Here is a 20,008-nt window from a genome sequence, read left to right as displayed (position 1 = left end):
GCAAACCCCTTGTGAGTGGGCCGGGGGAGTCCCTGCTGAAACCTGTACTGACAGGGCACCCCTCGTGGGCAGCGCCGGCGGGAGCACGCCGCGTACCCTCGAGGGCATGGACAACCGAGCCGAGGTGCGCGAGTTCCTCATGTCGCGCCGGGCGAGGCTCTCGCCCGAGCAGGCTGGCGTCCCCGCAGGATCCAACCGTCGAGTGGCGGGCCTGCGTCGCTCCGAGGTCGCGACGCTCGCCGGTGTGAGTGTCGAGTACTACGCGAAGCTCGAGCGCGGCTCTATCGCCGGCGCCTCCGCTTCCGTCCTCGAGGCGGTCTCGCAGGCGCTGCAGCTCGATGACACGGAGCGGGCCCACCTCCTCGACCTCGCCCGCGCCGCAGACGGAATCCCCACCTCGGGACGCGCACGACGCCGCGCCTCACCGAATCCCTCGACGCGCCCGAGCCTTCATTGGGCGCTGGACGCGATCACCGACGGCATCGCGTTTGTCCGCAACGCGCGCCAGGACCTCCTGGCCACCAACGCCCTCGGCCGCGCCTTCTATTCGCCGCTCATCGGCGATGGCGGGCGCACCCCGAACCTCGCGCGGTTCCAGTTCCTCGACTCCGCCTCCCGCGACTTCTACCCTGACTGGGACCTCTTCGCGCAGATGTGCGTGGGCGTCATGCGCGCCGAGGCTGGCCGCGACCCCCACGATAAGGGCCTGCAGGACCTCGTCGGGGAGCTGTCCATGAGGAGCGAGGTATTCCGCCGCCTCTGGGCCGCTCACGACGTGCGCACCCACGGGACGGGGACCAAGCGCTTCGTGCATCCGGTGATCGGTGAGGTGACGCTCGCGTACGAGGAGCTCGCAATCACCGCCGAGCCAGGCCACGTCCTGCTGATCTACACTGCGGAGCCCGGCTCGCCCTCGGCGGAGCGGCTCAAGCTCCTCGCCTCATGGGCGGCCGAGCATCCGGCGCTGCGCTGATTCCGGGGCGCCGAAAGGAGTGAGCATTTAGGCCCTGCCGTGGCCTCCGGGCGATGGATACCGTTGAAGGGCTAGGCATCAAGGGCTAGGCCGCCCTGTTTGAGAAGAGGCACCTGTGCATCAGCACATGAATCGATCCCCTGCGGGCTCCCGTTGGCCCCGAGGCCATCTGGGGTGGGCCTACAGCGGGCTGCCCGAATTCGAGGGCCGCGCAGCCTCCTTCCTTGCCGACGGGCATGTCCTCGGGGAGCGCCAGATCTTCATCTGCGACGACCCGCACGCCGGGCGTTGGCCCAAGGACCTCCTGGAGTGCGGCGACCTCCTCGTCCACAGCACCGCCGAGCTCTACGGCGAATCGCGGGTCGTCGATGCCACCGCACAGGGGGCCGTCTTCCAATCCATCCTGGATGAGGCGAGGGCGCTCGGCTACACGGGCATCCGCGTCGTCGCGGACAACACGTCCCTGACGTCCACCCCTGAGCGTCTCGAGGCCTGGATGTGCTGGGAGGAAGAAGCTGACATGCTCATCCAAAGGCGGCCCATCACTGGGCTGTGCGCCTTCGACCGCACCAGGACGGCCCCCGCCACCCTGAAGGCCCTGATGGATGTCCACCCGGAGACACTGGCCGCGTAGGCGCCACGCCTCCCGTGGTCAGGTGGGCGCACGACGGCGGGTGCCCACGCGTCGTCGTCCGCGCGCCGGGGGGCAGGGGCAGGTCGGTCAACGTGGGCGAGCACGGGCCCCTGTCCACGGCGCCAACCGCTCAGTGGCGGGTCATCAGGTAGACAGCCCAGCCACGAGGCCATCCCCGCAGCCCGGATTCCCCGGAGATCCGCTCGACGTCGAAGTCAGTGCCGAACCAGCGCTCGGCCTCGCCGGGCATGAGCGCGAGGCCGTCGAACGGCAGGACCGAGATCACAGCCCGCTCCCAGAGCCGCGGCTCCCATTCGAAGCACCACAGGAGGAACTTCGCGCCGGGCCCCGCGAGCGGGACGACCTGCTGGACGTACGCCGCCCGCTGCCGGGCGCTGAGGTCGTCGAAGACCCCGTAGTCCACAAGCAGGTCGAACTCGCCGCTGACCTTGGTGAGCCGGGTGAGGTCATCCACCAAGAAGTTGACCTCCACCCCGGCTTGGCGTGCCTTCTCTTTGGCCTTGGCGATGGCCGCGGCTGCGAAGTCAACCGCCGTCACTTCGAAGCCGTGCTGGGCGAGGAAGACGGCGTTGTCGCCGACGCCGCATCCCAGGTCGATCACCCGGCACGGACGCAAGGTGCCGGACTCAACGAGGCCCGTGAGGTCAGATCTGGCCGGGCCGACCCACGGTGGCGTTCCGTACCGGTACCAGGTGTTGTAGAAGAGCTTCATCGCCGGTCCTTCCATGTGAAATGGGGCAGGGGTCCGTGCGTGGCCCGTCAGGTGTTCCAGCCGCGGCGAAGGGTCGCGATCCCCTCGTGCATGAGGGTGCGCAGGTCGCCCGGCACGATCTGCGGAATCTGGTGCATCGAGCTCAGGCGGCCTAGGCCATGGATGAGCCCCCAGGCGGCGCTGCAGCGCTTGAGGACCTCGCCCTGTGCGACGCCGGGCGGCTGGCTTGCTTCTACGACTCCTTGGAGCAGGCGCCAGTAGTGGGCGGCCGCCCGTTGGAGGCCGGGATGGTCGGCTTTGGCTACGAGCGGTCCGAAGGCCAGATCGTGAAGGTTGGACTCCTGGGTTGCGAAGGCGTGGTAGACGTCCACGAGCGCGTGGAGTCGCAAGTCCGGATCGCTGCCCCCGGCCTCGACGGCGGCTCGTGCCCGCTGCGCGGCTGCTTCGAGGCCGACGCCCGCCACCGCCGCGAGGAATCCGCGCTTGCCGCCGAAGTGCACGTACGGAGCCTGATGGCTCACCTCGGCGGCCCGCGCCACTTCGCGGACACTCAGACGCTCCGGCGGGGTGTGCTCGAGGTGGGCGAGCGCCACCGAGACCAAGCGGGACTTCAGGTCCTCGGTACCGCCCTGCGCCACTTCGCCCCCATCGGTGATTGACACTGTCAATCTGTTCATGGACCAGTCTAGGCACCACTAGGGGTTGACAGCTACGGCGGCACCGGCGTGGGGCCGACGCGTGACCGCCTCGTCGTTCAAGAGGACAGGCGGTTATTTGGCTGAGCCGAGTGCGGCGCTGAGGGCGTCGGCGTTGGCGGTCATCCAGGTGACGTATTCGGTGCCTTCAGGCATGGTCTCGGTGAAGTCCACAACGGGGACCCTGGCGTCCTGTGCAAACTTCTTCAAGGCCTGGGTCTGGGGGCTCTCGGTCTGGGGGTTGTGGGCGAGGAGGGCAACCTGGTGGGCCGAGATGAGCTCCTGCATCTGCTTGAGGGCGGCCGGGGGGACGTCGTTGCCTGCTTCTACCGCGTTGCTGAAAGCCTCCGGGGTCTTGTTCTCCAGCCCGGCGGCCTCGAGCAAGTACAGCGGCACGGGTTCAGTCACGGCGACTGCTTCGGAATGGTGCGCGGCCTTGATGGCGTCGAGCTTTCCAGTGATCCCCGTGAGCTTGGCCTCCCATTGTGCAGCGCGGTCCTTGAAGGACTGGGAGTCGGTGGGGTCGAGGGCGGCCAGCTTCTCGGCTACGGTGTCGGCGACCTTCTTCATCGCGTCGGTGCTGTACCAGACGTGCTCGTTGAACTCGTCTTTCCCGCCCGCGGCGGCGGACGGGCTGGGGTCGAGGCCGGAGGCATCGACGGCATTGAGGAGGCTGTTGGCGGGGAGCTTGGCCTCATTGGCGAGCTTGAGCATGAAGTCGTCGTAGCCGTGGCCGTTGAAAACGACCAGCCTGGCCTTGGACACCGCGGCGCGGTCCTGGGTGGTGGCCTCATAGGAGTGCGGGTCTTGGCTCTGCTTGGAGATGACCGAGGTGACGGAGACCTTCTCCCCGCCGATGGACTTGACGATGTCCCCGTAGACCGAGGTCGAGGCGACGACGGGGATGGGCCCGGAGCCGCTGCTTTGGGCCGGGTTGCCCTGCTGGGCGCCGCAGGCTCCGAGCAGCAGCGCGCTGGCGAGGACTGGGGCGACGCGGGCGAGGTTCGCCAGCAGACGGCGGGTTGAGGGGGTCTTCATTGCTGTGGTCCTCAGTCTGTAGGAGGCTAGTTCCCTGAGAATGATAACTGATCTCATTAGCGTCGGTCGACGCTCGCTCCTTTGGCCTCCCGCCGGGGCCGGTGGGTGGGGCCTGCGGCGCTGACTGCCTTCGTGATGCAGGGTGGGTCGGGCCGGTGCTGGCGGCCGGGTCGCCGGTAGGCTCGTGGGCATGAGGTTGTACGGGTGATGGGGCACTGCGGGTAATGGCGCACGGACATTCGAATGTCCCGGTTCCGGCCGCGGGGCTATCGCCGGCGGCGCGGGCGGGGCGGCGCAGGGCGCATGTGCTGCTGATGGCGGTGCTGGTGCCGCTCGCGGGCCTGACGGTGTTGGCGATGGTCCTGCTGTGGCCGACGGGGGATCGAGGGAAGGTGCAGGTCGGCAGCCCGTATACGGCCGCGCCGGGGGTGACGTTCGAGACCGGCACAGTCAAGGTGGCCAGGACCCAGGACTGCCCGTCCGCGGGCCCCGGGGCGGGGGCTGGCGGGGTGGCGCCGCGCCAATGCCTGGTCGCCCGCACCCAGCCGGACCGAGGCGGGGCCGAGGTTCCGGTGGAGGTGACCCCGGAGATCGCCAAGTCCCACGGGGTGAAGGCCGGGGACCGGATCCGATACCTGGACCTCTCGGGCGTGACCTCTGCCGGGTCGGTGTACATGTTCGCCGACTTCGTGCGCACGGTGCCGATGGTGCTGCTGGCGCTGCTCTACGCCGTCGTGGTCATCGCGGTCGCGCGCTGGCGCGGCCTGCGCGCGATCGTGGGGCTCGGCGGGGCCTACGCGGTCTTGGCACTATTCGTCCTGCCGGCTCTGGCAGAGGGGCGGCCAGCGCTGCCGGTGGCGTTGGCGGGTTCGGCGGCGATCACGTTCGGGGTCCTCTATTTCGCCCACGGGTTCTCGGCCCGCACCTCCACGGCGCTACTGGGGACCCTCTTCGGTCTCGGGGCCATCGCCCTGCTGGCCGACTGGGCGACCGGTGCGGCGTACCTGACCGGGACCGGGGACGAGAACACGTACACGCTCATCAACGGTGCGGGCAGGCTCTCGGTCTCGGGGATGATCACGTGCGGCCTCGTCATCTCTGGCCTGGGGGTGCTCAACGACGTGACGGTCACGCAGTCCTCGGCCGTGTGGGAGCTGCACGAGCTCGCCCCGGGCACCGGTTCCCGCAGCCTGTTTGCCTCGGCGATGCGGATCGGGCGGGACCACATTGCCTCCACCGTCTATACGATCGCGTTCGCCTACGCGGGGGCGGCCCTGCCCGTGCTGATCCTGGTGATGCTCTACGACCAGCCCGTGCTGGACGCCCTCACCTCGGGCCAGTTGGCCGAAGAGGTGGTCCGCACGCTGGCAGGCTCGGTCGGCCTGGTCCTTGCCGTGCCCGTCACCACCGCATTGGCCGTCCTCGTCGTCAAGGCCAGTGCCCGGGCAAGGGACCTCGAGCTCGGGGCCGGGGACGGCCCGCGTCTGGACGTCGACAGGGCCTTGGATGGCGGGGCTCTGGATGCGGTGCACCAGAGCAGGCGTGCTCGCCGGGAGGCCGGGGCCTGAGCAGCCCCGACCAGCCGGACCCGGAGCGGGACAGTCTGGCCATGCCCGCGTGAAGGGACCCGCCCCGTGGACGGAGCAGGCGCGCCGCCTTGGGAACCGAGCAATGGCGTGCGTGCGGTGCCGCAATGGGCAGCGTGTCGCTGACACCCTGCCCGTAGCGGCGACCCCGGCCGTCGCTACTCAATCAGCGAGGTCGTTGACTCCTCAGTCGCCGTGCTCGACAGTCTCGGCATCCAGGAGCCGGTGGACTGGGTCGGCAACGCCCTTGGCGGCCATGTGGGCATACTGTTCGCCGCCTCGTACCCGGACCGATGCCGCTCCCTTGCGGTGCCCGGCGCGCCCGTGCACGGACCGTCCCTGTCCCAACGCCCGCGAGGATCTGAGCGGCGTCCTACCCTCGATCCTCGCTCCGACGCTCTTCGCCACAGGTGATGACCACAGCGAGTGGACACCCGCCGAGGCCGAGTCCGCTGCCGGGCTCACACCCAGGGGATCCTCCGTGAGCCTGCCCGGCACGGCTTACATCCTGCCGCTCGAAGCACCCGCTCAGACCGCAACTCTCGTCATCGACCACTGGCGGGCCAGCGCAGACGCGCCCTGAATTTCCTGATCCCAACCGACTGCCAGTGTCGGAGGGCGTGCGTAGGCTGAGCCCATGAGGATCAAGATGTGTTCCATCCACGTGGTCGACCCCGCCGCCGCGCACGAGTTCTACACCGGCGTCCTCGGCTTCGACACGCTGCTCGCCATGCCCGAGGCGAGCCTCTTCATCGTCAGCTCCCCGGATTCCGGCGGGGTAGGTCTCCTGCTCGAGCCGAGCGACAATCCGGTCGCCGCGGCATACCGCAAGGGGGTGTACGACGCCGGGATGGCGGCCATCGTCCTCGGCTCACCGGATGTGCGGGCCGACTACGAGCGGCTGAGCGACGCGGGCATCGTCTTCCGCGGCGAGCCAGTCGAGGACCCGTCGGGGCTCATGGCGGACTTCGAGGACACCTGCGGGAACCTCATCCGCCTCCATCAGGACTGACTCGACTTGGCTCCTCGCCCTCGATATCTGGGACGTGCGGGACGTCGTGGTGCTGACGATGGCTACGTTTGGCTGTGTCCCACTAGACGATCGGGCGGGGTCATGGGCCATACTTGCGAGGTGAGACGCGCCGCAGCAGCTATCGCCCTGACACTGATCCTCGCCGCCTCCGCTCAGCCGGCCATGGCCGCGCCGTCCGGTGGGAAGGGTGCTGCGCCGTCGACCCTCGGGATCGACATCTCCTGGCCGCAATGCGGCACGAGCGTCCCCACGAACCAGGCGTTCGGCATTGTCGGGGTGAACGATGGGCTGGCCAACACCACTAACCCGTGCCTGTCAGACCAGCTGAAGTGGGCTGCGGCCTCGAAGGGCGGCACCGCGCAGGCCAAGGTCCAGCTCTACGTCAACACCGCCAACCCGGGCGGGCTCAACACGGCGTCGTGGCCCACATCCTCGACGCCGCAGAACCCGTATTCGCAGGCCTGCACCGGAGGTGACACCCCGGCGTGCGCCTGGCAGTACGGCTGGAACCGGGCGTCCGAGGACGTCGACACGCGCTTCGCACCGGCTGCCTCGGCGGCAGGCCTCTCGGCCGACCCCGCGGCCTACAGGTGGTGGCTGGACGTGGAACTCGACAACACCTGGAAGACCGGGGGCACCAGCGCCGACCAGACGAGCAACCGTGCGGTCCTCGAGGGCATGACCGCCCACTTCACCTCGCGCGGGGCCAAGGTGGGGCTCTACGCGACCGCGTACCAGTGGGGCCAGATTGCCGGGGCAGTGCCGGCGTCCAGCAATCTCACGGGCCTGGACAACTGGCGCCCCGGCGCCACCACCCAACGAGCCGCCCAAGCGGCGTGCGCCGCTGCGCCGCTCACCGCCGGGGGGCACGTGACGCTGGCCCAGTTTGTCTCGGGCGGAATCGACTACAACGTCTCCTGCGTCGGGTAGTCCAGGCGCGGCGGGGCCCCGAGCGGACCGGGGCCAGATTCCCCGGTGGTAGCCCTCAATCCGCGGCGTGTTTTCGGTTGTGCCCGCGTGTCGGGATGCAGAACAGCTGAAAGCTGGGGAGTTGTGGCCCAGCTTTCAGCCCAGCTCAAGCACATGTGACCGCCTCAACCCAGCCGGCTTTAGCCGTGGCGCCCCCCGCGCAAGGACCGCTCGGCCGCTGCGCCGTGCTTCGCGGATGCGGACTTAGCCGCCTTCTCCTCCTCGGCAGCCTTGACCCGCCGGGCTTCCTCGCGCACGGCTGCCATGTTGGCCCGCTCGGCTTGAAGCCATTCGGGGCGGTTGGCCAGGAGCGCGGAGATCTCCTCGGTGGTCAGTGCCTCGCTGATGCCCGCGCGGGCGAGGCCCGAGATGGTCACGTTGAGCTTCTGCGCCACGATCGGCCGCGGGTGCGGGCCCTTCTCGCGCAGCTCCGTGAGCCACGCGGGCGGGTTCTCACGAAGGGCGTCGAACTCCTCGCGCGTGACCACGCCCTCCTGGAACTCCGCCGGCGTGGCGGGCAGGAAGACGCCGAGCTTCTTCGCGGCGGTGGCCGGCTTCATGGACTGGGACGCGGCCTTGGGGTTCGAGCTCATGGATCAAGGCTACCGTTGACCCATGCAGTCCGAGAGTGCTCCGGCCCTGACGGTCGCCTTCGTCGTGGGCGTCGCGCCCGGCAAGTGGTTCCAGCGCTGGGAGGAGCGCTTCCCGGACCTGCCGCTCGCCTCCGAGATGGTTGACGACGCCGAGCAGCTCGCCGTCCTGCGCGACGCCAGGGCGGACGTCGCGTTTGTGCGCCTGCCCGTGGACAAGGAGAAGGAAGGCCTCCACGTCATCCCGCTCTACGAGGAGCTCCCCGTGGTCGTCGCCCCGAAGGGCCACGAGATCCAGGCGTTCGAGGAAATCCCCCTCGCCGAGGTCGAGGACGAGCTCTTCGAGTACAGCGGCGGGCCCTCCGAGCGCTTGGACCTCGTCGAGGGCGGTGCTGGGCTCGCGATCATGCCGATGTCCGTGGTAAGGCACTTCAACCGCAAGGACCTGCGCTATCGGCCGGTGACCGGCGTCGAACCCTATGCGGTCGGGATCGCGTGGCGCCGCGAGGACGAGTCTGACCTGATCCAGGAGTTCATCGGCGTGGTCCGCGGGCGCGGGGCGAACAGCTCCCGGCAGGCGTCGGTGCAGCGGGACCAGCAGGAGGCCGCGCAGCAGCGCCGCGAGAACTTGGCCGCCACACAGTCCAAGCAGGCCAAGGCCCGCAACGAGGCGTCCCGGGCCGCGAAGGCCGCGCGTGGGGGAGCGCGTGGCGGATCCAGAGGGCGGCCGACTGCAGGCAGGGGCCGCCCAGGGGGCGGGAAACGCCGGGGCCGCTGAGGCGCGTGTCCGTTCCTGCTCAGTTGAACGCCCGTAACGGTTCCCTCGGCGGCGCGTTTCCCCTCCCCTCGTGGCGTGTCGGAGCCTAGAGTGAGCACGATGGAACGCGCTCCCGGCGCGATGCCGCCCGAGATCACCGTAGTGCCCGCCCATGAGGCCCCAGGGGAGGACCTCATGGCGGTTTTCGGGGCGCCCCGAGACGCTTCTCCACGCCTTGCACCCATGGACCACCCCTGGCTAGCGGAGACTGGCTTCACACAGGCCAGCCACTCGTCCGCGCGGCGCGTCGTCATGCGCATCGACTTCGGCTGAGGTGCCGGGGATGGGGGAGGACGCGGTATCGGAGAGCCCATTCGAGGGCATGCCCTGGTTCAGGATCGGCGCCGGACCGCCTCTGGTGGTGCTGCCCGGCCTCACGCCCCGCCACGCGGTGCCCGGGGGCCCGGCGTTCCTCGCGGAGGCCCGTCCACTTGGTCCTCTGGCGCGGCGGCGCGAGGTGTGGTGGGTCAACCGCCGCGCGGGTCTGGCCCCCGAGACCACGATGGCGGACATCGCTGCCGACTATGCCGAGCGGCTCCCCAACCTCGGGGGCCCGGTGGATGTCCTGGGGATCTCGACCGGTGCGTCGGTGGCACTGCAGCTCGCCGCGGACTATCCGGGGCTCATCCGCCGGCTCGTGATGGTTGCCGGCGGGTGTCGCCTCGGGCCGGGAGGCAAGGCCGGCCAGCGCGCTCTGCTGCGCAGACTCGAAGCGGGCGACCTCCGCGGCGCCGGAGCCGAGATGGTCCGCCTGGTGGGCGTCCGTCCGGCTAGCCGGAGCCTTGAGGGATGGGCCGGTTGGATGATCGGCCCATGGATGTACAGGGGCTCCACCGAAGACGTCGCCGCGGTGCTCCGTGCCGAGGACGCCTATGACCTCACCCCCCGGCTCGACTGCATCACCGTTCCGACCCTCGTGCTCGGTGGCGATGAGGACACGCCGTACGGCCCCGCCGTGTTCCGCGAGACGGCCCGCGGCATGCCCCGTGGCCAGCTCATCATCTACTATGGCCGCGGCCACGTGGGTGTCATGCTCACTCCGGGCTTCTCCCGTGATGTGCTCGCGTTCCTCGACGCCCCATAGCCCACCTTCGCCGCGCACGACGCCGCCCGCTCGCCTCCTGCTGCAGTCCCGCCCCCCGCGGGGGCACGGCGGAGGCTAGCGCACGTTCTGAACGCCTGCCGCCTCGGCGAGCCTCTTTGCCCCGGGTGAACCAGGGGCCGGCACGCGAGTCGTCTCAGGTGTCAAACGGTCGCGGGCTCGCTGTACGGCACACGGCGGCGCAGGCCTGCCCGCAACGCCTCGTCGGCACCCCAGACGACGAACGGGAACGGCAGCAGCATCAGCAGCTGCCACGGGTGCGGAGCCGCGGTGCCGAAGACCGCCTGGAGCGGCGGGATGTACACGATCGCGGCCGAGAAGACGATCTCGAATGCGATGCCCCACAGAAGGAACCGGTTCGAGCTGAAGCCGATCTGGGCCAGCGACGCCGTTTGGGTGCGTGCCGCGAAGGCCGTGCCGACCTGGCACGCCACGATGCCGAGGAAGGTCATCGTCGTCGCCTGCACCCACACCTCGTGCAGTGGCCCGGTGGCCGTGTCAGCGCCCCAGCGCCAGCCCCCGGAAAGTAGCGTGGCGAGGAATGCTCCCGTGACGAGCACGGCTGAGATCCCTCCGAGCAGTCCCCAGGCCCGGGCCAGCATGGGCCCGTCGATCACGTTCTGCCCGCGCTTGCGCGGCGGACGGTCCATGGTGCCGGGCTCCTCGGGCTCGCGGCCTAGGGCCAAGGCCGGGAGCGTCTCTGTGCCGAGGTCCACTGCGAGGATCTGCATGACCGTGAGCGGGAGCGGGATGGCGCCGCCGGCCACCGCGTAGAGGAGGAACGGGACGACCTCCGGGGTCGCGTGGGCGAAGATGTAGACGATGAACTTGCGGATGTTGTCATAGACCCTGCGACCCGAGCGGACGGCGCTGACGATCGAGGCGAAGTCATCGTCCGTGAGCACCATCGCAGACGCTTCGCGGGCCACGTCCGTTCCGGAGCGTCCCATCGCGACCCCGATGTCGGCGCGGCGCAGCGCCGGGGCGTCGTTGACCCCGTCGCCAGTCATGGCCACCACGTGGCCAAGGTCCCGCAGCGCGTCCGCGATCCGCAGCTTGGCCTCCGGCGAGCTGCGGGCGAAGATGATCTCCTGGTCCGCGGTGAGGAGTGCATCGAGCTCGGCCTCCGGCATGTGGTCCAGCTCCGTGCCGCTGACGATGCGGATGCCGCCGTCGCCGATCCCGACACGCTGCGCGATGCCCTTCGCTGTGAGGCCGTGGTCTCCGGTGACGATGATGAGGCGGATACCCGCGGCATGGCAACGGGCAACGGAGTCCGCTACCTCGGGCCGCGGGGGGTCCAGGAAGCCGATGACGCCGAGGAGAGTGAGCCCGCGCTCGGCCTCTGGCCTCGTGAGGGTGGCGGCGTCCTCTTTGGGGACGGACTTCTCGGCGACGGCGAGGACGCGGAGGCCCTGCTGCGCCCACGTGTTGACCGTCTCGGTTACGTGCGTGCGGTCGCGCTCAGCGAGGGGTGCCCGGCCGCCGTCGGGCGTGGCAATCCAGTCGCACAGCGGGAGCAGCTCTTCGGGTGCGCCCTTGGTGTGGACGCGGGCCTCGCCGCCGGCGGCGTCGACGGTCGACATGCGGCGCAGCCCGGGGTCGAAGTGGAACTGGACAAGCCGCTCGATCCCGGATCGGTCATGCGGGAGGCCCAGGGCCGCAGCCGCGTGGAGGAAGGCAAGCTCCGTGGGGTCCCCGCTCTCCACTCCGTCTGCGGCAAGGTGCGCGTTGTTGCACGCGACCGCAGCCAAGGCGAGCCTTGCCGTGGCCGAGCTCGGCCCTGCGGGAGGCACCGGTCCGTCGAGGGGGAGCGTGCCGCCGTCGGGCGTCCAGAGCGTCACCGCTCGCATCATGTTCATGGTGAGCGTGCCGGTCTTGTCCGTGCAGATCACGCTCGTGGAGCCGAGTGTCTCGACGGCGGAGATCCGCTTCACCAGGGCCCCCTCGCGCGCCAGGACGCGGACGCCGACAGCGAGGGCAAGAGTGATGGTGGGCAGCAGCCCTTCGGGCACGTTGGCCACGATGAGGCCGATCGCGAAGCTCAGCGTGTCTCCGAGCGGCAGGCCGGCGAGCAGTGTGCCGGTAGGGATGAAGGCCGCCGCCATCACGATCGCCACGATCGCGATGACCCTCGCCACGCGGGTCACCTGCTTCTCGAGCGGACTGCTCTCATGGCCCACGCGCTCGGACAGTGCGGCGATCCGGCCGAGTTCCGTGTGCATCCCGGTGGCGAACACGACGGCCGTCGCCTCGCCTCCTGTGCAGCTCGTGCCGCTGAACACCATGTCCGAGGCGTCCAGGAGACGCTCCGCGAGGGAGTCGCCGTCCGCGCTGCGCAACACGGGAAGGGATTCCCCTGTGAGTGTCGAGACGTCCACGTCGACCGAGCCCTCCAGGAGCCGGGCATCTGCCGAGACACGGTCGCCTTCGCGGACCACGATGACGTCGCCGGGGACGAGGAGCCGCGCATCGACGAGGGTCTCCTGTCCGTCGCGGATGGCTCGGGTCGAGGGCGGCAGGTACGCGGCGAGCGCCTCGACGGCGTGCTCTGCATGCCGTTCCTGGAGGAACGCGAATGCCGCGTTGAGGAGGATGACGGCGATGATCGCAGCCGCGAGCGCTCCCGATCCGGTGATGTAGCTCAGCGCGGCAGCGAGCCACAGCAGCAGGGCCAGCGGCTGGGTGAGCTGGCCAAGGATCTGCCGGGGCCACCTCCGCCCGCCCTTGCGGGTCAGCATGTTCGGGCCGTAGACAACCTGCCGCCTCTCGGCCTCGCGTGCGGTGAGACCGCTAGGGGCTGAGCGGAGGTCGCGCAGGAGTCTGTTGACGGATGAACGGGGATCGACGTGCTGGGCGGCCTCTACTTCGGCCTCACGGTTCATAGGGGCAGTAGACCGCCCGTCCGGGAGGGCTGTTAGGGTCCAAAGTCGCTATCGAACGCCAGAGGGCAGTGACGTTGCCCACGCCTAGACTCGGCCCAGGCGCTCGCCCAGGGCGTCGAGGAGCGGCGTCTGGCCCTTGACGAGCTTGATCCGGGCTGTTGGCTCGGGGAACCACTCCGCCCGGTCGATCTCGGGGACCTCCTGCACGCGCCCTGAGCCTCTGGGCCATTCGAGGGGAAAGGTGTTGCTCACGATCTCCGCTGGGGCGAAGTCTGCCTCTGTGGCGAAGACAGTGAGGCGCTTGCCCGAGGGCTGCCGGAACTCGCCGAGGCTCATGTACTCCGCGTCCGGCGCGGGTACGCCCATCTCCTCGGCAAACTCTCGTCGGGCCGCCTCGAAGGGATCCTCGCCGTCGTCGTACTCGCCCTTCGGGATCGACCAGGCGCGCTCGTCCTTGCGGGCCCAGAATGGGCCGCCCATGTGGGCGATCCACACCTCGAGCGCCCCGTCGGAGAACCGGTACAGCAGGAGTCCCGCGCTCTTCACGGGCATGTCGACTCCATGCCGCCAGCGTACGCGACGCCGCGATGAGGACGGGTTACAGGCTCACTCCCAGCGCCACCGGGTTCGGGGTCCCGAAGCGGTGTGCCGTCACGGACACCGCCTGCTCGTGCAGGAACGGCAGCAGCTCCACCCGTCCGGTGGACACCACGGGGTGCGCGTACACCGCCATATCCGGCGTGCCGCCAACGGCCTCAGCGAGATTGCTCGCGGAGGACGCCGCGCCGTCGCCCGCGATGAGCCGCACCCGCCCCGACCCGAGCGCCGCCGCGCGCCGGAGCCACGCCTCTGCGTCCTCAACCGTCACCGAGACGCCGTGCCGGCGCAGAACCTCAGCGGTCTGGCCGGAAAGCACGACGGCGCTGCTCACCGTCACGCGCGACCCCGCCGTGAGCCCCGCGGCAGCCACCCGGAGGAGCTCCGCGACACCGTGTCCCGAGGTCCCGGACTCGTACCGCACGGCCACGGGCACGGGCCGGTACCGGAACACATTGCGCTCGCTGGCCAGGCCGGACACGTCCTTCGAGACGCCGAACTCGGTCTCCCACAGGGCCGCATCGGTGCCGAGCGCGGCAGCCAGCCACGCGGCGTCGTGCGCGGGAAGCGCGGACGAGGCTGCGCCCAGGACCTCTCCGGCTGGCCCTGCACCTGCAGCACGGGCGCCGCCCTCAACGTGCGCGTCCACCCACGAGCCCAGGCCCACGAGGTAGTTCGGCCCGCCGGCCTTGGCGCCCGCGCCCACGGCGGACTTCTTCCACCCGCCGAACGGCTGGCGCTGCACGATCGCACCGGTGATGCCGCGGTTCACGTAGAGGTTGCCGGCGGCGATGTGCTCGGCCCAGTACTCGATTTCGCCGCCGTCGAGCGAGTGCAGCCCGGAGGTCAGCCCATAGTCCACCTGGTTCACCATGGCCACGGCCTCCTCGAGCGTCTCGGCGGTCATGACGCCGAGCACGGGCCCGAAGTACTCGGTGAGGTGGTACTCGCTCCCCGGCTGCACGCCGGCACGGACGCCCGGGCTCCAGAGCTTGCCCGAGCCGTCGAGCTGGCGCGGCTCGAGCACCCAGTGCTCGCCCGGCCCAAGCTGCGTGAGGCCGCGCCGCAGCTTGTCGCCAGGCGCCTCGATGACGGGGCCCATCTGGCTGCGTGGGTCCCACGGATACCCGACGTGCAGGGACTGCACGGCGTCGACGAGCTGGTTCCGGAAGCGCTTGGAGCGCGCCACGGATCCTACGAGCACCACGAGGGATGCCGCCGAGCACTTCTGCCCCGCGTGCCCGAACGCCGAGTAGGCCAGGTCCTTCGCTGCGAGGTCCAGATCGGCGCTCGGGGTCACGATGATCGCGTTCTTCCCGGACGTCTCAGCGAGTAGCGGCAGGTCTGCCCGGAAGGAGCGGAACAACTGGGCGGTCTCGTATCCTCCGGTGAGAATCACACGGTCCACGTCGGGGTGCGCGATGAGCTTCTGGCCCAGCTCCCGCCCCGGCTTCCCGGCAGGGAACTGCACGAGCTGCAGCACCTCGCTCCCCACCCCCGTGGTCCCCTTGGTCGCCTCGAGCGCCTCCCAGAGTGCGGTGACCATGACCGCGCCTGAGCGGCGCGCCTGCTTCGCGGGCTTGATCACGACGCCGGAGCCCGCCGCGAGAGCAGCGAGGGTGGAGCCCGCGGGGATCGCCACCGGGAAGTTCCAGGGCGGCGTGACCACCGTGAGCCGGCTTGGCACGAACCGGGCGCCGTCCACGGCATCGAGCTCGCGGGCCAGGGTTGCGTAGTAGTGCGCGAAGTCCACCGCCTCGGAGACTTCGGGGTCGCCCTGGTCGAGGGTCTTGCCGGCCTCGGACGCCATGGCCTCGAGCAGGTCCGCGCGGTGCCGCTCGAGCGCCCGGCCCATCTCGTCGAGCACGTCCGCGCGCTGCGCGCCGGTGAGCGCACCCCAGACCCCACCAGCCGTTGCGGCCTGATGCACGACGCCGGCTAGGTCGCCTTCGGTGGTGAGCGCCGCCTTCTCAACGGCATCCATGCCAATGCGGCTATATTCCGCACGGGCGATGATATCCCGGCCCCAGGAGCGGTTCGCCGGCAGGTCCGGATCGGTGTCCGGCGTGTTGGCGAACCCGGCACCCGGGCTCGTTGACGTGGCGCCGGAAGCGGCGGCGAGTGACGCGCGGGGGCGGGGGGCGGCGTCGTGCGCGCCGACGAGGCCCGCGTTGCCGGCCGCGCGGTCCTGGGTCCGGTTCGGGGACGGGAGGGTGCGGTGCCCGGAGTGGTCGGCGAAGGGCGGCGCGTTCAAGGCCGCGAGTGCGGCGAGGAAGCGCTTCTTCTCGCGCTCGAACAGCACCTCGTTGGAGTCGAGTTCGAACACCGCGGACATGAAGTTGTCCTGGCTCGCGCCCTCCTCGAGGCGGCGGATCAGGTAGGCGATCGCAACGTCGAACTCGTTGGGATGAACCACGGGCGTGTAGAGGAGCAGGTGGCCAACATCGGCGAGGACCGCCTGCGCCTGGGCGGATGCCATGCCAAGGAGCATCTCGAACTCCACGAGGGCACGGCCACCCGAAGCCCCCGTCTCAACCCCGCGGGCCTTGGCGAGGTGCCATGCGAGCGCGACGTCGAACAGGTTGTGCCCGGCGATGCCCACACGGACGTTGGCGAGCCGCTCGGGGTGGAGGGCGAAGTCCAGGACCGCCTTGTAGGACGTGTCGGAGTGCTGCTTGGTGGGCCACGTTGCCGCAGGCCAGCCGTGGATCTCGGCGTCCACGTGCTCCATGGGGAGATTGGCCCCCTTGACTACGCGTACCTTGATCGGGGCCCCGCCCGCCTCGACGCGCGCGGCCGCCCATTCCTGGAGGTGCATCATCGCCCCGAGGGCGTCGGGGAGATATGCCTGGAGCACGATCCCGGCCTCGAGGCCGCGGAGGTCCTCGTGCTCCAGGAGCCGGGTGAAGACCGCGATGGTCAGGTCCAGATCCTTGTACTCCTCCATGTCGAGGTTGATGAACTTCGGCGTGCGGGAGGTTGCGGCGAGCCGGTAGAGCGGGGCGAGGGAGTCCACGATGTGCTCCACCGCCTCATCGAACGCCCAGTGGTTGTGCGGGGCCACGGTCGCGGAGACCTTGATGGAGACGTAGTCCACGTCGTCGCGCTCGAGCAGCCGGCGCGTCCCGTCGAGACGGCGGTCCGCCTCGTGCTGGCCAAGGATGGCCTCGCCGAGCAGGTTCACGTTGAGGTGGATTCCGGGCTTGCGGATCTTCGCAATGGCGGGACCCAGCTTGGCGTCGGAGGCGTCCACGATGAGGTGGCCCACCATCTCGCGCAGCACCCGCCGGGCCACGGGCACGACGACGCTCGGCGCCACCGGGGCCAGCGCACCGCCCAGCCCGACCGCCTTGCGCAGCGGCCACGGGAGGAACGACGGGACCTTCGGCGCGAGCTCCTTCAGGTTGCGGGCTGCGACGGCAAGGTCCTCCGGGCGCACCACGCCGTCCACGAAGCCCACTGTGAACGCCAGCCCGTTGGGGTCCCTGAGCACGCCGGCAAGCTGCTGGGCCGAGGAATCGACCGGGTACTCCGCCGCCGCGTCGAGCCAAGTGCGCACCTGGGCGACAGCCGTCTCGGCGAGGTCTTGCGGGCGGATGTGGGCCGCGGGTGGCGTCTGCGGGGTGGGGGAGGCCGCGGCGTAGTTCGGGGTGGTCATGAAGCCAGTATGTGACGGAGAATACGCAAGGAGAAGCGATGATTTCCGATGGATAATCATTGGTAAAGCCGAAGGGAAGAGAACGCTTGAGGAGCGCCCCATGCTGGAGATCCGCCGCCTGCGCCTCTTGCGCGAGCTGAGCATCCGCGGCACCCTCGCGGAGGTGGCCGAGGCCCTCGCCTACAGCCCGTCCTCGGTCTCCCAGCAGCTCGCGCTGCTCGAGAAGGAGACCGGGGTGGAGCTCATGAGGAAGTCCGGCCGCGGCGTGCTCCTGACCCCGCAGGCACAGCTCCTCGTCGCCCACACCGAGGAGCTCCTCGACGCGTTCGAGCGAACCGAGGCCGCGCTCGCCGCGAGCCAGAGCGAGGTTAGCGGGACCGTGCGGCTCGCCGTGTTCCAGACCGCCGCGCTCGCGCTCATGCCCTCCGCGCTCAGGGCCCTGCGCGAGCGCCATCCCCAGCTGCGGGTCGAGATGGTCCAGCACGAGCCTGAGACTGCGCTGCGGGAGACCTGGGCCCGCAGCTTCGACCTGGTGGTGGCGGAGCAGTACCCGCACCATGCGGCACCGCACTATGAAGGGCTCGAGCGGCAGGGGCTCACGCGGGACACCATCCGGCTGGCTGTCCCGCCGCTCGGAACGGACGCGGCGTCCGACGCCGTGTGGCGGCTTCCCGACGCCGCGCGCCTCGCGTGGGTCATGGAACCCCACGGCGCGGCGTCGCGGCACTGGGCGGAGCAGGCATGCCGAATGGCGGGGTTCGAGCCGGATGTCCGCTACGAGACCGCTGACCTGCAGGCGCACGTGCAGCTCGTCGAGTCCGGCAACGCCGTGGCGCTCCTGCCGGACCTCGTGTGGGTGGGGCGCACCCCCGGGGCCCGGCTCCTCGGGCTGGAGGGGGCCCCGCAGCGAAGCGTCTTCACCGCGATGCGCTCCTCGAGCACCAAGAACCCGGTTATGCGGGCTGTGCGGCAGGCCCTCGAGGAAACGGCCGGCGCGCTCCTGCCCGCATGAACCTGCCGTCGCGCACAGGGCCAGGGGCGCTACGGTGTGATGGTCTTCTCCTTCTCGGCGCGGACCATCCAGGCGAGCTTCTCGAGGTCCAGGAGGATCTGGTTGAGGATGTCCGTCGTGGCGGGATCGTCCTTCTCTACCGCGTCGTAGACTCCGCGCACCGTGGCGCATGCGGATTCGATGGCCCCCACGGTCGCGTCCACGGCGTCGGAGGTGCTGATGAGCCCCGGCGGGCTCCTCCAGCGAGGTGGTCTTCGCGATGGTCGCGGTGCGGCCGTCCGGCACGGCATGGAGGGCGCGCAGGCGCTCGGCGACCTCGTCCGCGTGCAGCCGCGCAGCCGCGACGATCTCGTCGAGTTGGAGGTGCAGGTCGCGGAAGTTGGTCCCGACGAGGTTCCAGTGCACCTGCTTGCCCAGAAGAGAGAGCTCGACCAGGTCCACGAGCACCGCCTGCAGGCCGTTCGAGAGTTCCTCGGTTGCCTTCATGGGAAAGTCCTTTCGCTTCGGGGTATACAGCTTGCTTTACCCCAAAGCCGACCGCCCGAAAACTGGGGGGTCAGTGCTCGGCGGCCCACTCCTGAGCGGGGAGCGGCCTCCGCGCGAGCCACGCAGCAACCACTGCGCCTGAGAGGTTGTGCCATACCGAGAACACGGCTGAGGGCAGTGCTGCGAGGGGGCTGAAGTGCGCGGCGGCGAGCGTTGCAGCGAGCCCTGAGTTCTGCATGCCCACCTCGAACGCGAGGGCGCGGCGGGCCTTGTGGTCGAGCCGGCCCACCCTGCCGGCGAGGTAGCCGAGGCCGAGCCCGAACCCGTTGTGCAGCACCACCGCGAGGAGCACGATCCCGCCCGCGGCGACGAGCTTGGACGCCGAGCCGGCCACCACGATTGCCACGATCGCGGCAATGACCAGGGCTGAGATCCACGGCAGCGCCGGAAGCAGCTTGGCTACGGCCTTCTTGAGGGACACGCGCACAGCGAGGCCGAGGACCACGGGCAGCAGCACTGTCTTGACGATGTCCAGGATCATCCCGCCCGCATCGACGTGGAGGAAGGAGCCTGCGAGGAGGAGCGTGAGGGCGGGCGTCACGAGAGGTGCGACCAGCGTCGAGACGGTCGCGACGGCCACCGACAGCGCGACGTCGCCTTTGGCGAGGTATGCCATGACATTGGACGCTGTGCCGGACGGCGCGCAGCCCACGAGGATCACGCCGACCGCGAGCTCGGGCGGCAGCTGCAGGGCCATCGCGATGACCCAGCCGGCACTGGGCATGATCACGTAGTGTGCCACGAGCCCGAGTGCCACGGCCCAGGGCCGCTTCGCCACTGACGCGAAGTCCGGGGGCGTGAGCGTGAGCCCCATGCAGAACATGATCACGCCGAGGAGGTACGGTACGGCCGTGGCGCCTGCCTTCACGGTGTCCGGGAGCAGGAACCCTGTGAGTCCGGCGAGGATCACGAGGACCGGGAAGATGGTGACGGCGAGCTTCGCGTCACGGTCGGCGGCCGAGGGCGCGGGGGAGTGCTGCTGGGTCTGGGTGGACATGGCCACATCGTTGCATCGGGCACCTAAATAGCGCAACTGACGATCATGATGCGCGACGAGGCCTCGGAACAGGGAGGCCTCCTTCTGCCCCACTGGATGTCGGATCAAGTCAAGAAACCGATGGCACGGGTCGCCGTGCCGAC

General features: G+C 70.0%; 19 protein-coding genes and 1 pseudogene. 10 read left to right on the top strand and 10 right to left on the bottom strand.

Annotated elements, in window-relative coordinates; translation table 11 throughout:
- The first annotated feature begins 106 nt into the window (after positions 1-106).
- Positions 107-973: a helix-turn-helix transcriptional regulator gene (locus LF262_RS06505; protein WP_235779476.1), complete on the top strand. Its 867-nt coding sequence runs from the start codon at positions 107-109 to the stop codon at positions 971-973.
- A gap of 127 nt (positions 974-1,100) precedes the next feature.
- Entirely contained in the window at positions 1,101-1,607 is a 507-nt protein-coding gene (locus LF262_RS06500) for an MEDS domain-containing protein (protein WP_235779475.1), read from the top strand.
- A gap of 130 nt (positions 1,608-1,737) precedes the next feature.
- On the opposite strand, the gene LF262_RS06495 is transcribed toward LF262_RS06500, so the two are convergent.
- From LF262_RS06495 to LF262_RS06485, 3 genes are all read right to left on the bottom strand, one after another.
- The gene (locus LF262_RS06495) at positions 1,738-2,340 is read right to left on the bottom strand and encodes a class I SAM-dependent methyltransferase (protein ID WP_235779474.1); all 603 of its coding nucleotides are present in this window, start codon (positions 2,338-2,340) and stop codon (positions 1,738-1,740) included.
- Between the two features lie 47 nt (positions 2,341-2,387).
- Complete coding sequence (locus tag LF262_RS06490) at positions 2,388-3,017, bottom strand: TetR/AcrR family transcriptional regulator (protein ID WP_235779473.1); 630 nt, start codon at positions 3,015-3,017, stop codon at positions 2,388-2,390.
- Positions 3,018-3,110: 93 nt separating this feature from the next.
- On the bottom strand, positions 3,111-4,073 hold the full coding sequence (locus tag LF262_RS06485) for a metal ABC transporter solute-binding protein, Zn/Mn family (RefSeq protein WP_235779472.1): 963 nt from the start codon (positions 4,071-4,073) through the stop codon (positions 3,111-3,113).
- A gap of 224 nt (positions 4,074-4,297) precedes the next feature.
- Here LF262_RS06485 and LF262_RS06480 point away from each other — a divergent pair, with 224 nt between their 5' ends.
- From LF262_RS06480 to LF262_RS06465, 4 genes are all read left to right on the top strand, one after another.
- Complete coding sequence (locus tag LF262_RS06480) at positions 4,298-5,641, top strand: YibE/F family protein (protein ID WP_372462745.1); 1,344 nt, start codon at positions 4,298-4,300, stop codon at positions 5,639-5,641.
- Positions 5,642-5,854: 213 nt separating this feature from the next.
- On the top strand, positions 5,855-6,073 hold the full coding sequence (locus LF262_RS06475; protein WP_235779470.1) for an alpha/beta fold hydrolase: 219 nt from the start codon (positions 5,855-5,857) through the stop codon (positions 6,071-6,073).
- A gap of 223 nt (positions 6,074-6,296) precedes the next feature.
- The gene (locus LF262_RS06470) at positions 6,297-6,671 is read left to right on the top strand and encodes a VOC family protein (RefSeq protein WP_235779469.1); all 375 of its coding nucleotides are present in this window, start codon (positions 6,297-6,299) and stop codon (positions 6,669-6,671) included.
- Positions 6,672-6,791: 120 nt separating this feature from the next.
- Positions 6,792-7,622 carry a glycoside hydrolase family 25 domain-containing protein gene (locus tag LF262_RS06465; RefSeq protein ID WP_235779468.1) on the top strand — a complete coding sequence of 277 codons (831 nt, stop codon included), beginning with the start codon at positions 6,792-6,794 and terminating at the stop codon, positions 7,620-7,622.
- Positions 7,623-7,801: 179 nt separating this feature from the next.
- On the opposite strand, the gene LF262_RS06460 is transcribed toward LF262_RS06465, so the two are convergent.
- Entirely contained in the window at positions 7,802-8,254 is a 453-nt protein-coding gene (locus tag LF262_RS06460; protein WP_372462744.1) for a DUF5997 family protein, read from the bottom strand.
- A 22-nt stretch (positions 8,255-8,276) separates the two neighbouring features.
- On the opposite strand from LF262_RS06460, the gene LF262_RS06455 reads away from it, so the two are divergent.
- The 3 genes from LF262_RS06455 to LF262_RS06445 all read left to right on the top strand — a co-directional run bounded on the left by LF262_RS06455 (position 8,277) and on the right by LF262_RS06445 (position 10,152).
- Positions 8,277-9,029 (top strand): LysR substrate-binding domain-containing protein, encoded by a 753-nt coding sequence (locus LF262_RS06455; RefSeq protein WP_235779467.1) that lies wholly within the window; start codon positions 8,277-8,279, stop codon positions 9,027-9,029.
- A gap of 99 nt (positions 9,030-9,128) precedes the next feature.
- Complete coding sequence (locus LF262_RS06450; RefSeq protein WP_235779466.1) at positions 9,129-9,341, top strand: hypothetical protein; 213 nt, start codon at positions 9,129-9,131, stop codon at positions 9,339-9,341.
- Between the two features lie 10 nt (positions 9,342-9,351).
- Positions 9,352-10,152 carry an alpha/beta fold hydrolase gene (locus LF262_RS06445; RefSeq protein ID WP_235779465.1) on the top strand — a complete coding sequence of 267 codons (801 nt, stop codon included), beginning with the start codon at positions 9,352-9,354 and terminating at the stop codon, positions 10,150-10,152.
- Positions 10,153-10,313: 161 nt separating this feature from the next.
- On the opposite strand, the gene LF262_RS06440 is transcribed toward LF262_RS06445, so the two are convergent.
- The 3 genes from LF262_RS06440 to LF262_RS06430 form a co-directional block, all read right to left on the bottom strand.
- Positions 10,314-13,055, bottom strand: a complete 2,742-nt coding sequence (locus LF262_RS06440; RefSeq protein WP_235779464.1) for a cation-translocating P-type ATPase — start codon at positions 13,053-13,055, stop codon at positions 10,314-10,316.
- An 84-nt stretch (positions 13,056-13,139) separates the two neighbouring features.
- Entirely contained in the window at positions 13,140-13,607 is a 468-nt protein-coding gene (locus tag LF262_RS06435) for an NUDIX hydrolase (RefSeq protein WP_235779463.1), read from the bottom strand.
- A 46-nt stretch (positions 13,608-13,653) separates the two neighbouring features.
- Complete coding sequence (locus tag LF262_RS06430) at positions 13,654-17,310, bottom strand: proline dehydrogenase family protein (protein WP_235779462.1); 3,657 nt, start codon at positions 17,308-17,310, stop codon at positions 13,654-13,656.
- Between the two features lie 100 nt (positions 17,311-17,410).
- Here LF262_RS06430 and LF262_RS06425 point away from each other — a divergent pair, with 100 nt between their 5' ends.
- Positions 17,411-18,322, top strand: coding sequence for a LysR substrate-binding domain-containing protein (locus tag LF262_RS06425; protein WP_235779461.1), 912 nt, complete (start codon positions 17,411-17,413; stop codon positions 18,320-18,322).
- A gap of 29 nt (positions 18,323-18,351) precedes the next feature.
- Here LF262_RS06425 and LF262_RS17215 read toward each other — a convergent pair whose 3' ends face one another.
- The 3 genes and pseudogenes from LF262_RS17215 to LF262_RS06415 form a co-directional block, all read right to left on the bottom strand.
- Positions 18,352-18,513 (bottom strand): hypothetical protein, encoded by a 162-nt coding sequence (locus LF262_RS17215; RefSeq protein WP_372462743.1) that lies wholly within the window; start codon positions 18,511-18,513, stop codon positions 18,352-18,354.
- A gap of 106 nt (positions 18,514-18,619) precedes the next feature.
- Positions 18,620-18,808 (bottom strand): annotated as a pseudogene (locus tag LF262_RS17210) (Dps family protein); the annotation flags it as partial.
- Positions 18,809-18,878: 70 nt separating this feature from the next.
- On the bottom strand, positions 18,879-19,865 hold the full coding sequence (locus LF262_RS06415) for a bile acid:sodium symporter family protein (protein ID WP_235779460.1): 987 nt from the start codon (positions 19,863-19,865) through the stop codon (positions 18,879-18,881).
- Positions 19,866-20,008 lie beyond the last annotated feature (143 nt).

It is taken from the genome of Sinomonas notoginsengisoli, assembly GCF_021554725.1.
Classification (GTDB): domain Bacteria; phylum Actinomycetota; class Actinomycetes; order Actinomycetales; family Micrococcaceae; genus Sinomonas; species Sinomonas notoginsengisoli.
Note: the sequence above shows the minus strand (reverse complement) of the source record. Positions and strands in the feature narration are given on the sequence as shown.

What these genes read in the sequence shown, in the direction of transcription:
- LF262_RS06450 (WP_235779466.1), top strand. Translation starts at nt 9,129, where the DNA reads ATGGAACGCGCTCCCGGCGCGATGCCGCCCGAGATCACCGTAGTGCCC.
- LF262_RS06470 (WP_235779469.1), top strand. Translation starts at nt 6,297, where the DNA reads ATGAGGATCAAGATGTGTTCCATCCACGTGGTCGACCCCGCCGCCGCG.
- LF262_RS06490 (WP_235779473.1), bottom strand. Translation starts at nt 3,017, where the DNA reads ATGAACAGATTGACAGTGTCAATCACCGATGGGGGCGAAGTGGCGCAG.
- LF262_RS06480 (WP_372462745.1), top strand. Translation starts at nt 4,298, where the DNA reads ATGGCGCACGGACATTCGAATGTCCCGGTTCCGGCCGCGGGGCTATCG.
- LF262_RS06430 (WP_235779462.1), bottom strand. Translation starts at nt 17,310, where the DNA reads ATGACCACCCCGAACTACGCCGCGGCCTCCCCCACCCCGCAGACGCCA.
- LF262_RS06485 (WP_235779472.1), bottom strand. Translation starts at nt 4,073, where the DNA reads ATGAAGACCCCCTCAACCCGCCGTCTGCTGGCGAACCTCGCCCGCGTC.
- LF262_RS06415 (WP_235779460.1), bottom strand. Translation starts at nt 19,865, where the DNA reads ATGTCCACCCAGACCCAGCAGCACTCCCCCGCGCCCTCGGCCGCCGAC.
- LF262_RS06445 (WP_235779465.1), top strand. Translation starts at nt 9,352, where the DNA reads ATGGGGGAGGACGCGGTATCGGAGAGCCCATTCGAGGGCATGCCCTGG.
- LF262_RS06435 (WP_235779463.1), bottom strand. Translation starts at nt 13,607, where the DNA reads ATGCCCGTGAAGAGCGCGGGACTCCTGCTGTACCGGTTCTCCGACGGG.
- LF262_RS06460 (WP_372462744.1), bottom strand. Translation starts at nt 8,254, where the DNA reads ATGAGCTCGAACCCCAAGGCCGCGTCCCAGTCCATGAAGCCGGCCACC.
- LF262_RS06440 (WP_235779464.1), bottom strand. Translation starts at nt 13,055, where the DNA reads ATGAACCGTGAGGCCGAAGTAGAGGCCGCCCAGCACGTCGATCCCCGT.
- LF262_RS06495 (WP_235779474.1), bottom strand. Translation starts at nt 2,340, where the DNA reads ATGAAGCTCTTCTACAACACCTGGTACCGGTACGGAACGCCACCGTGG.
- LF262_RS06500 (WP_235779475.1), top strand. Translation starts at nt 1,101, where the DNA reads ATGAATCGATCCCCTGCGGGCTCCCGTTGGCCCCGAGGCCATCTGGGG.
- LF262_RS06425 (WP_235779461.1), top strand. Translation starts at nt 17,411, where the DNA reads ATGCTGGAGATCCGCCGCCTGCGCCTCTTGCGCGAGCTGAGCATCCGC.
- LF262_RS06505 (WP_235779476.1), top strand. Translation starts at nt 107, where the DNA reads ATGGACAACCGAGCCGAGGTGCGCGAGTTCCTCATGTCGCGCCGGGCG.
- LF262_RS06455 (WP_235779467.1), top strand. Translation starts at nt 8,277, where the DNA reads ATGCAGTCCGAGAGTGCTCCGGCCCTGACGGTCGCCTTCGTCGTGGGC.